Genomic DNA, 12880 nt, shown 5'->3' on the forward strand with positions numbered 1-12880 from the left:
CTTACAAGGGCGCTATTTATCATTGCATAATCAATTAGTTCAGGTTTCATGCTAATCATTTGAACGACGATTTGTGCACCAAGTGAAAATCCTATTAAAATGACTTTTTTACCTTTTGCTTTCTTTTCAAGAGTTTCTAGTAATAGATGAGCGCTGCCATTAATTGAAAACAATCCACACTCTCTACTTCCTCCCTGCTCTGGCAAATCTGGAACAAGACAATGAAAATGTTGAAAATCATTTATTTGATTTTTCCACATCCAACCGCTTACCCCTCCTCCGTGAAGGAACATGATGACATGCTTGGAGTTTATATTCCCTGATTCCTGTATATATATCGTCAACACCGCCTTTTTATCAAACTAGCATTACGAAAAAGCTTAAACTATTTTTTCACATATGATGTTATAAATCTTGATATAATCTACTTAATGTAAACGACAAAGTTGGTGACCTGATGAAAAAAAGTACTGGATATGCAATTTTAAGTTCTCAATTCCTATTCTTTCTCTTATTACCGATCTGGTTGAGATTAACAAATTATCTTCATGTAGCTGTTGTGGCAGTTGTGTGGTTTATCCTGTCTGCGAGTTGTTTGTTTATCGTTTATTTCATTTCCAAGCAGACGATTAAAATTTCTAAATTTATGTTACATATTGTTTCTAGCCTTTACTCTTTCAGTCTAGTTATTTTATTATATGTACGACCAGGTGGGCAAAACGGTGGAGCAATAAATCTTCAACCATTTAAAACAATACGCTTCTTTTTGTCAGGAAATGTTGATCCATTAGTCGCATTTTATAATTTAGTCGCTAATATTATCCTGTTTATTCCATTTGGGATCTATTATACATATTGTAAAACGAATCCTTCGTGGAAAAAGCTCCTACCTTATGCGATATGTTCGATCAGTTTAATTGAACTCATTCAATACTTATCAAAACGTGGAAGTTTAGATATTGATGATTTGTTCCTAAATGTATTAGGTGTTTTGCTTGGTTTTTTCATTACACCATTGTTTCAAAAAGTGATTGTCGTTAAAAGTTAATAAGCAATTTATTCAATGTTAAAAACGGTATCTACTTCAAAGAACCGTTTTTAACTTACCATTTTCAACATTTTTTAATTAATCATTATTATCAGATTCATTTCCCCTTCTTCAATACACCAGAGGTTTTTATTGATTTCACAACTTCTTTTAGCCTATCCTTATCTTCAACTAAAGCAATTCGAACATAGCCTTCCCCAGTTGGACCAAATGCATGGCCAGGAACAACAACTACATTTGCTTTTTCAATTAATGTATATGTAAATTCAAAAGATGAGTATCCGTTTGGAACTTGAGCCCAGACAAACATCCCTGCAACTGGCTTATCAATCCTCCATCCGATAGCATTTAACCCGTCTACTAAAACATCTCTTCGTGCCTCATAAATTTTTCGATTGATCTCACAGAAGGATGAACCTTGTTTAAGCGCTTTGATTGCAGCTTTTTGAATCGGGTAAAATACACCATAATCCAAATTGCTTTTCAGCTGATGCATTGCTTTAATGATTTCTTTATTCCCAGCTAAGTATCCAATTCGACTTCCTGCCATATTATAGTTTTTCGAGAAGGAGGACATTTCAACACCAACTTCCATTGCTCCTTCAACGGAAAGAAAGCTAATTGGTTTATTACCTTCATAATAAAGCTCTGAGTAGGCAAAATCATGCAGCACGATAATTTCATATTTTTTTGCAAATGCGACAACCTCTGCAAAAAATTCTTTATTAGCTAAAGCTGGAACGGGATTCCCCGGAAAGTTTAAAAACATCATTTTTGCTTGTGATGCGATTGCTTCAGGAATAGCTGATAAATCCGGAAGAAAATGATTCTCTTTTTTTAACGGCATAAAATATGGTGTTGCTCCAGCCATTTCGATCCCAACTGCATAGGCGGTATAACCTGGATCAGGTACTAAAACGAGGTCACCACTATTTGCAAAAACCATCGGGAAATGGACGAGTCCATCTTGTGATCCCATTAGTTGTAACACTTCATCATCTGCTTCAATTTTTACATCATAATTTTGATCGTAAAAGGAAGCAACAGTCTTATTAAATTCAGACGAACCAGTTATCGAATATCCGTACTGTTCATCGTGTAAAACCTCACTCGCTAAAGTATCCTTAATAAAAGAAGGCGGGGCTAAATCAGGACTTCCAATACTTAAGTCAATCAATGTAGCTCCTTCTTTTAGCTTTTTCTTTTTATATTCAGCAAGCTCGCTAAAAATCGATGTCTGAAATGATTCCATTCGCTTTGATTGTCTTACCTTCATGTAAAAACCCCCACTACTTCTACTATTAATATTTTCATATAATTATATTTTTTCTGAAAATAAGTGTAACATATTTTCCCTATTGTCAAAATAATAATTTGGGATTGTTGTGGCATAGCCAAACTATTATTAATGAAGAAGTAGGAGTATAAAATGATGAGGCTTCACCAAGAATTTTCTTGTTATCAAAAAAAGAGTTGGCCCCTACATTTTGTAGAAACCAACTATTTTTATAAATCTATCATCCTGTCAAAGATTCTTATTGTTAAAAATCAATTAGAGCGTCTCTGTTTCAAGCTTAAATCCTTCTACAACGACATCCTCTTCAATTTCTAACAGCAGGCAACGCTTCCCTTGATACATAATATATTTTACGTTCTTAAGGTCTTTCGGGTTAATAGATAGATTTGCTAATTTCGTATTAATTTTAATTGATTTTGGTACAAGGTTGCTTGCTTTAAATTCGTGTTTTTCATCATCGATAATTTCTTTGAATGCATGTTCCACCTTTGCTGCATCCATATTTTCTACTCCGCTTACTTGGAGGATTCGTCCGACGTCTTCATAATCCAACATTGGTGGCTCATCATTTTCTTCGTCCTCTTCATTCTCTTGCACCATTTTATCGATTTCCTCATAAACATTAGAAATCACCTTTGTATCCACTTCATCACCAATTACTTTTTTTAAAACTTCTTCAAAAATTTCCTTATCTTCGACAGCGGTAATAATTTCTTCACAATTGAGAACCTCTTCTATGAATGTTCCATCAGGTTGATTTGCCTTCCCAGCATAATAAAGAATATGGTTCACATCTGCAGAGTTATCGATAAATGCTGGAAACAGAAAACCTGATAATGGTGATGCTAGGTTAATTATCGGATCAACGGCATTATTCGGTCTAACTTCCTTTTGAACATAATCAAATAGAAGCGCTTTTTTTGGTTGATCGGTTTTATTTAAACTGCAAAGAATAAATTCGCTTGAATAAACTTCATCATTCCCACCTTCTTCAGATTCCATGTCACGTTTCCGTGTTGGTTTGCGGTACTCGCCACGGATAAACGTCACCATCGTATCAAATTCATAAACAGTGTGGGTAAACATTTTTTCAACGATTTGCAGCATATATTCCTGCCAGTCTTCAGTTAATACTTCCTGTAAGCCGTCATATAGAATTGTTTGTGTGCTATTTTCTACATCCCGTTTAAATTTAAGATCAAATAGTTTTGCATCAAGCTGTCCAGTTAGCACCTTTTTGAAATTACCTAAAAACAGTTCCTGTGTTTCCTGCTCTAACATTTGGAACGGTAGACTAAAATGATGATAGATTTCGCCTGTTTCTTTCTTAACATAAACATTGAATATTTCTCGAATTTCCATTAGATGATTATTTAATTTGAATTGCTTACGTATATTTGCGATGTCTTTTTTATTCATAGATTTCAACTCCCATTCCTGATTATACTGTTATGAAAAGAAAATAGTAATACTTGATATTTTTTCACTTTTCATATCAGGAAGGATTTATTGTAGTTAACAATCTATTATGTCCTTTTATATTTGGCTCTCCCTTCAAACAACAAAAATGCTACCTTTACGGGTAGCATTATTGATAAATTTTCTAAATCGATTTTCAAGTTATTTAATATGCTCTCCGTTAGAAAACACTTAATATTGTTTAACAATATAATGTAGTTCAACAAACTGGTTAAATGTCCTAACTCCTTTTAATAAAAGCTCTACCTGATTATCGCTCTCCTTAAATAATGGTATCCCTGTTCCTAGTATTGTTGGAGCTACTGTTAAAATGATTTCATCTACAAGTCCTTCTTTTAAAAACGAACGGAACATATCTCCGCCCCCAACCAACCAAATATTTTCTCCAGACTGTTCTTTTAACTCATTTATTAGTTTGGACAGATTACCGCTGATAAATGTGACATTTTCTGTATCATGATGCTGAGAGTTTGATAGAACATAGCATTTTTTATTCGGGTAGGGGAATTGATCTAGTCCTTGCCTGACAATCCAATTATATGTGTTTTTACCGAGGATAAGTGTGTCAACGGTATCATAAAATTGTGAATAACCGTTGTCCCCTTCCCCTTCGACCTTTTCTAACCAGTCCATTGATTCATTTTTCGTGGCAATGAACCCATCTAAGCTACTTGCTATAAATAATACTACTTTTCTTTTCCTCATCGACCTTTCACCCACTTTACGAAAGTATGTTCTTATTAAGGATACCAAAGTTCGAAATGTTTCGGATAGATTCCTCTTAATTTTCCTACCCTTGAATAAAATAAGAAACAACAAAGACTGCTGGTGAATTCCAATAGATCGTGACTTCATTTGTCGCATAGCTATCCTCATGATCAGCAAAGCATTTTGCCGGTGGTTCTCCTTGGAGATGCTCTTTTACATAATCATCCTGTAATCCGCTATTTGGCCCACCTGAGACAAAGCCTGGTATAGGTGCTGTTACTTCATCAGCAACAGATGGACGATGATGTGGATTCATCACACTATGCTCACCAAACCCTGTAACATAGCTTAGATTCATTGGATTTCTTCCTAATAAATAGTGAAGATGAGCCTTTGCACATTCGACATAGTTAATTTTATGTACAAAATGATTTGCCAATAGTAAAATCATCGCATGATTTAATAAAACCATATTGCTTCCCCAAATATAATCTTCATTTGTAAGTGAGATACAATATTCGTTCTTTTGCGAAATTTCAAGAAAATGCTCAGCGGTTTCTACTAATCCTTGCAGTAGAGAATCGTAAATATGACTATCGGTATTCGCTTTATTTAATAATAAATAACTAATTGTTCCATATCCTCCGACATCAGCCCAGCCTAATTCATATTTTAATTCTGTTTCGGAAAGCAATTGTTTAAATTTTTTATGGTAAATTTCATCTCCAGTTGTTTTATAAAGTTCTGCTGCTGCCCAATAACGTTCATCACTATCTATCTCATCCTGATATTCACCCGTTTTGATTTGTTCGGGGTTTTTAAAGCAAGGATAATGTTCATGATTTTCTAACCATTTCCATGCAATTGTTGCACTTTCAATGCACCGTTTTGAAAATTCCTGATCAAATGGTTGATAAATCCGACTCGCCAATGCCATAATCGCAGCAAAACTACCTGTTGCAGTCGCTGAAATTGGTGAAAAATATAAATTTGCCCGATCTTCTTCAGGCATTGTTTTTAATGGTGGGAAATTAAGAGTTGTTAGTTTATGAAAAACTCCACCTGTTAATTCGTCTTGCATTTTAAATAACCATTCTAATTCGTAGCGGCATTCATGAAGGATATCAGGAATGTTGCCATCGGATTCAGGGATTGGTATTTGCTTGTCAAATGAATCTGGAAATAATTCATAAGCGAGCAATAAATCTGCAGTGCTTTTGCAGCTGCAACTGTATATTTTCCATAATCACCTGCATCATGCCACCCACCACTACTATCACGTACACGATGTGGTTCATTATAAACAATTCCTTTTGCAGTGTGACATGCTTTATGGTTCCATGGACCTGCGTACGACTCATCTAAATCCATCCCACAGCGCAAAAAGTAGTAAGCTTTTAATAAACCGGTATGTAAATCAAGATAAGGTTTCTCGGAGATAGAAAACGTTGAGGAATAGCTATCATTATAGAAGATTTGATAGTTTCCTATAGTCGTAACTGAAGAAAAATCACCTAATGCAACGTACTCACCACTTGCTTCATCAAAGCTTGCGATACCAGTTTCCCCTTCAAATACAACCTGGTTATGATCATTCACTACTTGAAAAATGCCCCCTTTCCCTTTGAACATTGCAAGCTTTTTGTCTTTCACTGCATAGCCTACCTGATTAACTACAATTAAACCGTTTACATTTCCTCTCACTTCATTTTCCCCTTTACAAAAAAATACGAAATTTCCGTTTTGAATCCGTTTCTAAATATAAATAAATCATCGTTATTTATTAGTTTTTTATAGTTTACCATTTTTTGTGTAAAAGAGAATTGTTTTATCAAAAAAAGCGGTTTGATAATGAAAGAGTTTGAGTTTTACTGATTATATTGTATTTGACTGTTTTTTAGGAGTATTCATCTATAACTGCATTTCCTTATTTCGTTCCTATTTTCTTAATGCAAGTGGATATTGCTGCTATTTTTCTTTTTAAAACAAAAAATGAGAGTGACTAAAAAAGGGTCTGTCCCCTTCAACAAACACCGATATATATAGTAAACTAACCGCATCATTATTCTATATATAGTGTTTGAAGGGGCTGATCCTTATGTTTTAAGCTACCCTCACTTCCTTTAATTTAATTGGTTTATGATTTGAGTGATATCTTCAGCCGGTAGCGGTTTGCTAAACAAATACCCTTGGGCTTTATGACAGTTATGCGTTTTGAGAACTTGTAATTGTTCGTTTGTTTCGACACCCTCTGCAATAGCCTTTAACCCTAAATTATGCGCCATAAGTAAAATCGTGGTTGCGATGTTTTCATCACTCTTACTTTTTGTCATATCACGAATAAAGGATTGATCAATTTTCAAATAATCAATTGGGAAAGTTTTCAAATAGTTTAATGAGCTATAGCCTGTTCCGAAATCATCAATTGAAATTGTAAGGCCTAAGTCCTTTAAATCATGTAAAATAATCGTTGCAGATTCAACATCCATAGTCATACTTTCAGTTATTTCAACTGTAAGCTGTGCTGGATTGATTTTCGTTTCATCAATAATCCGTTTGATCATTGAAATAAGATTTACTTGATAGAATTGGCGAATTGATAGGTTTACGGATAGTGTAAGATCTTCGAATCCTAAGTTCTCCCAATGTTTAATTTGTTTACATGCGTTTCGAAGAACCCACTCACCAATTGGTACAATGAGACCAATTTCTTCAGCTATTGGAATAAATTTGCTCGGAGGCACCAACCCTAACGTAGGATGATTCCACCTAATAAGTGCTTCAACACCTGTCATATTGTTATTAGTAAGGTCAATGATTGGCTGATAATGGAGAGAAAATTCCTCTTTGTCCATCGCTTTTCTTAATTCGTTTTCTATTTCTAATCGTTCAAATTCCTTTTTATCTAATACTTCATCGTAAAATTGATAATTATTACGACCTCGCTTTTTTGCTTGATACATTGCCATATCGGCCTTTCTTAGCAATTCATCTTTATCCTGTCCATCAACTGGATGTAAGCTAATGCCAATACTCGGTGTAACAAATATTTCGTTTCCATTTATCATAAACGGTTTAGACAATACATCAATGATTCTTTCGGCAATATCAGCTATTTCGCTTTTAGATACACCTTCTAGTAGTATCGTAAATTCGTCGCCACCTTGTCGTGAAAACGTATCAATCTTACGTATACACCCCTTTAATAGCTGAGAAACCTCTTTTAAGAGTAAATCACCAATATTATGTCCGAGTGAATCATTAATGACTTTAAAACGGTCTAAATCAATATATAATAAGCCTAGTAGATTGTTTTGAAGTTGATTATTTTCAATTGCACGTTTTACACGTAAATCAAAAAGTCTACGATTTGGTAAACCGGTTAACGCATCATGATAAGCCATAAAATTAATTTTTTCTTCAGAAATGAAATGTTGGATAACTAAATTTGTAAGATATGTTGCTTTTTCAATTGTTTTCCGATCATGTTCATTTGGAGTTGTCGGTTTATCATAATACATGGCAAATACACCTAATACATTTTTCGAATTATCGAAAACAGGTAAAGACCAGCAAGCCTTTAAATTATGTTTAAGCGCATATTCCTTATAATTTTCCCATAATGGGTCTGTTTCGATATCCTCCACGATAATAATTTTCTTTAAATATGCAGCAGTTCCGCATGAACCGGTATTATTGCCAATAGAAATATTCGCAATGAAATTCGTATATTCCTCTGGTAAATTAGGTGACGAATAATGAATAAGCTTTGTTCCGCTTTTATCGACTAAAGATATCGAGCACGTTCCCCCATTTGAAACTTTTTCAATAACATGAATGATTTCATTTAATACATCTTTAATCGGATAGCCCTTTGCTAACATTTCTAATACCTTATTTTGACCATTAAGTAATGTTTGCAAATGATTCATTTCAGTAATATTTTTAGCTATCCCGCCAACACCATATATTTTATTATCAATATATATCGGTACACATGTAACCGACAAATCAATTCGAGTACCATCTTTTAATTTTATTGTTGTATTAAATCGTTCACTATTCCCGTTTTTAACACTTTTAAAAAAACGCTGTGTATTAGCGATACATTGCTCTTCTATTAAAGAAATAAATGGTACATTGTGAATTTCATCCTTTGTTAGTCCTGTTAATTGTAAAGCAGCATCATTAAATAAAAGAACATTCCCGTTTAAATCTAAAATATAACAAGCATCAGGATTATGAGAAAATATTGATTCATACATATCAAATAAGCACGTTTGATCTATTGGAAATTTCATACTTACACCAATCTTCCTAAAGAGCATAGTAATATGCTCCATCATACTATAGGAATGATAATCTAGCATTATTTAAACGTATATTTCCAAGGTGGAAAAATGCACCAAAAAAGGGGACAGTCTACTCATCCTGTCCCCTTTTAAAGTTTTACGCTCGTGCTCTTTTTCTCATAATGGAATATATCGCTAATCCTATTATGAATAAAATTGCTCCAGATAACAAAATTGTATAATAATCAGTTGCTGTATTTGGCAATTGAATACCTGTTACCTTATCTTTGGTTAAAGATGAGGTGTTTGAATGACTTGAACCATTTTTACTTGGCTTTTCATCGGTATCCCCTTTTACATCATCTTTCGGATTTTCGTTATCTTTATCATTGGCGTCATTGTTATTTCCAGATCCATTGTTATTGTTGTCCTTATCTTGCGGATTTTTATCACCATTTCCGTTATTATCATGGTCATTTCCACCGTTGTTATTATTTCCATCATGATCTTGCCCATCATCATCGTTGTTGCCATCATTGTCATGATCATTTCCGCCATTGTTGTTATCTCCACCATCGTCATGATCATCACCATCTTGGTTGTCCGGTGGAGTCACGTCTGACGTTTTAAAGCGATAAATGTCAGACTTTCTTGTTGCACCATATTCATCAGTAATATTCATATACCAATAATATGTTTTATTTGGCTCGAGGTTTTTCCATTCGGTTGTTGCAAAATCATCTGATGCGACCTCTTTATCAGTACCAATCGTCTTTTCAGAATAAATATTGACACTGAAATAATCGGTTGCTACTCGTTTGTTGATATCATTGAATGTAAAGCTTTCTGTAAAGCTTTCATCCTCAGGTGCAAAGAAATCATAATCATCTAATATTGGTGAATACGTCTTAATATCGACTGTTCCGGCAATTGGATCAAATGTTAGTAAACGGACATAACCGTCTCCTCCATTAGGCCCACCTTGATAGTCTGCAAGCATTTCTAATACTTCTCTAGTAGTACCATCTTTATTTGGAATTTTCGAGATTCGTTTCGTTACCCCATGATAATGGCCACCAATAACCATCTTTACGTTTTCGTTCGGTACGATAATTTTATCAAAGACATTTTGTGACATATTTGACAATGTTGCATTATATTCGAGATATGCATGCATGCCAATAATTGCATTTCTGTCAGCATGTTTTTGTAATACTTCATTTGCCCATGCGATCGTTTCTGGTGTATCCTCTGTACCAAATCCTAAATAAAGGATAATAAAGTCATGGCCACCAAATGACATAAGATCATAATGGTTTCGGTTATTATCCATCGATCCACCGTACCATGGATTGTTTTCGAATCGATGAGCACCTACATATTTATGGTAGTAAGAATAGTCAATCCCATCAATAATCGAATCATGGTTTCCTGCCAATACTCCATAAGGGACTTTCGCATCGTCTAATTTTTTTAGATTGCGGTCAGCAACAAGCCATTGCTCATCACTATTTGCAACATTGACTAAATCACCTGTATGAATCGCATAATCAAACAGACCATTATTGTATTCATCGACTATCCAGTCACCTAATGAATCAAAAATATGTGGGTAAGATTCAGCATAATACTGGGTATCCGTCCACCAAAGCATCGTAAATGGATCGTTTGGATTTTTTATTTCATCCTGTACCATCGCTTGAATTTTACCATCTTTTACAAACTTATCCTTATCAATTTCTACACTTAATACGATATCAGATTCGTTCGTATCACCTGTTGCTGATTTTAATGCTACCCATTTATTTAGGTCATTATCCCAGCCATATAGGGTTACGATTCGGTTTGGTAATGTTTTTCCCTTCCAATAAAGTTCAACAGTATCCTTTTCTGATAGTTGTTCTGACACTTCCACTTCAAAGCGATGATATGGAAAGCCCATTGTTGAGTCATTAACGAGATAATTCCCATCCTCATACGCGATCTTCGTTTTATCAGCATCATTTAATAATGTTTCACCCTCAGAAGTTATTGTTAACGGTGGTTCTCTATCTGCGACATTAGAGAATCCTGAAATTCCGTCTTCCCTAGCAAAGTCATATTTATCCCCTTCAAGAAAGGTTACATCCATTTTATCTCCACTAGGGTCAATAACCTTAGCTTTTAATGTAGCTGTTCTAGATATTTCTGTAGCAAAATTATTTGGTGATAGATCAGTAGGATCTTCAGGTAATTCAGTTCCGATAACAAAATTTGTTGATAACGTTTCTTTATTACCAGCACCATCAAAAGCAGTTACAGTTAGTTCGTGATTACCTGGTGCAAGATTTGCTGAGGATGTTTTATAAGGTAATTCTATTGCCTCTCCATCTAATTCTGCCTCAATTTTAGAAATACCCGAAAGGTTATCAACTGCCTCAACAGTGAATGTTAAATGTCCTTTTAACAAGTCACCCTCTTCTATTTGCTTGCCATTATTGTTTATGCCGTTAATTTCTGGTTTCGTATTATCAACGGTAATATGAATGGATTCTGTTTTCGTATCATTTACATTAACATCAAGCTGATAGGTACCATCAGCATATATAGTCGTATCGAATGCAGTATATCTTGCCGTTAGTGCTTCTTCAGGTAAATCAAAAATGAAATCACGCTTCAATGGTTTGTTTAGATTTGTATTTGTTGGAGCATTACCATCACCTAGCGGATAATAAATATTTTCGCTATAAGCTAATTCAGATTGTGTTAAATTTCCAAGATAGTTATGAATTTTTACTGGCTTTATCATTTTTCCATTTGGTAAAACGAGATGAAGATTCATAACCTCTAAGTCATCAAAATTTGTTTTATTAAAATGCTCCTCGTGTACATCTAAATCATAAGGAACATTTTCACTCCCGGCATGAATCGAAACGAGACGATCCTTAATAAAATAGGTTGGTGCCATTTCATACGTATACATCGCACCTTCTAAATATTTGGGATAGATTCTTGTAAAATACTCTCTTTCACCATAGGAATTGATTGCACTAGCAGATGTCTGGTAAATATGGTCAATACCACGTGCTTGGAAACCTAACTGTACATTTCCCGGAAGTGCTGGGGTCATTTCAAGTAATTGATTTTGAAAGCTTACCTTAATATCGTCAGTTGCGTTTTTTCCATAAGCAAATAAGTCAACTGTTTGATTAATTACCTCTCCATTTTTAATCGATAATCCGGAGGTTGGTATCTGTTGTTCTTGACCTTGCTCAATAACAGAAAATGAATTTCCCCTTGAATTATAAGGAACCTTCGTTAGATTTCCACTCGCATCTTCCCCGAATAACATATAACGATAGCTACCTAACTCGGATATCGTTATTGTTGCTTCATATACATAACGATTGTTTTGTTCTTCCTTTAACTCCATTTTTACACGGTTTGTAAACTCTGTTAGCTCATTTTCAGCTGTTCCATAGATGAATTCTGCATTTTCTAATTTCTCATGACTTGTCATTGTAATGATGGTAGCTGTGTTTTGTTTAAGCGTATAGAATGGTTGGTCGTGTTCAATCATTGGAGATACGACATCTAAATTAGCTACTGAAGGTACTTGTCCCTCATCAATGCTACCAGGATTAGAAAAATCTCTAGTCTCGATACGTTCCATTGTTTTACCTTTTTCTGGGTAACGATACACAACAGCGCTATTTCTAACATCATTGATTAAACGATCAGCACTATCAACATTTGAAGCATCATACCAAGCCTCAACAACGATATCATTTACACTATCAGAGCTAGAAATAGCGAAGCCGCGATGCAATGAGTTTGGTAAATTAAATTCTGTTGAAGCCGTATTGTCATAGATGATTACGTCATCTTCACTTAGGCTTGAATTATAATGAATATTAAAGTCATGAACCGTTGTATATCCATCACGTATTGCTTCTTTTGCAAACCAGATGACTGCCGTACTAAATGGTTCAATGCTTGTATCTTGAGAAATTGTCCATTTTTTAGGTAATGGAGAATTATTTGGGTATAAATAAAACAGTGTATATCCTTTTAAAT

General features: G+C 34.5%; 7 protein-coding genes and 1 pseudogene. 1 reads left to right on the top strand and 7 read right to left on the bottom strand.

Features of this window, described 5'->3' with window-relative positions:
- The coding region (locus HU235_RS14565; protein WP_325100941.1) for an alpha/beta fold hydrolase at positions 1-260 on the bottom strand (260 nt) is incomplete at its 3' end.
- 197 nt (positions 261-457) lie between these two features.
- Here HU235_RS14565 and HU235_RS14570 point away from each other — a divergent pair.
- Positions 458-1048 carry a VanZ family protein gene (locus tag HU235_RS14570; RefSeq protein ID WP_174880657.1) on the top strand — a complete coding sequence of 197 codons (591 nt, stop codon included), beginning with the start codon at positions 458-460 and terminating at the stop codon, positions 1046-1048.
- A 97-nt stretch (positions 1049-1145) separates the two neighbouring features.
- Here the strand turns inward: HU235_RS14570 and HU235_RS14575 are convergent, their stop codons facing one another.
- The 6 genes and pseudogenes from HU235_RS14575 to HU235_RS14600 form a co-directional block, all read right to left on the bottom strand.
- Complete coding sequence (locus HU235_RS14575) at positions 1146-2324, bottom strand: LL-diaminopimelate aminotransferase (protein WP_174880658.1); 1179 nt, start codon at positions 2322-2324, stop codon at positions 1146-1148.
- Between the two features lie 276 nt (positions 2325-2600).
- The gene (locus HU235_RS14580) at positions 2601-3764 is read right to left on the bottom strand and encodes a DUF4317 domain-containing protein (protein WP_095300113.1); all 1164 of its coding nucleotides are present in this window, start codon (positions 3762-3764) and stop codon (positions 2601-2603) included.
- A gap of 231 nt (positions 3765-3995) precedes the next feature.
- Positions 3996-4529, bottom strand: coding sequence for a dihydrofolate reductase family protein (locus HU235_RS14585; protein WP_095300114.1), 534 nt, complete (start codon positions 4527-4529; stop codon positions 3996-3998).
- A gap of 85 nt (positions 4530-4614) precedes the next feature.
- Positions 4615-6164: pseudogene (locus HU235_RS14590) on the bottom strand (glycoside hydrolase family 9 protein).
- A 491-nt stretch (positions 6165-6655) separates the two neighbouring features.
- Positions 6656-8833, bottom strand: coding sequence for an EAL domain-containing protein (locus tag HU235_RS14595; RefSeq protein WP_174880659.1), 2178 nt, complete (start codon positions 8831-8833; stop codon positions 6656-6658).
- Positions 8834-8981: 148 nt separating this feature from the next.
- A partial coding sequence (locus HU235_RS14600) for a metallophosphoesterase family protein (protein ID WP_459213472.1) occupies positions 8982-12880 on the bottom strand: 3899 nt, incomplete at its 5' end.

Origin of the sequence: Metabacillus niabensis (assembly GCF_902829255.1) — a bacterium.
Lineage (GTDB): Bacteria > Bacillota > Bacilli > Bacillales > Bacillaceae > Metabacillus > Metabacillus niabensis.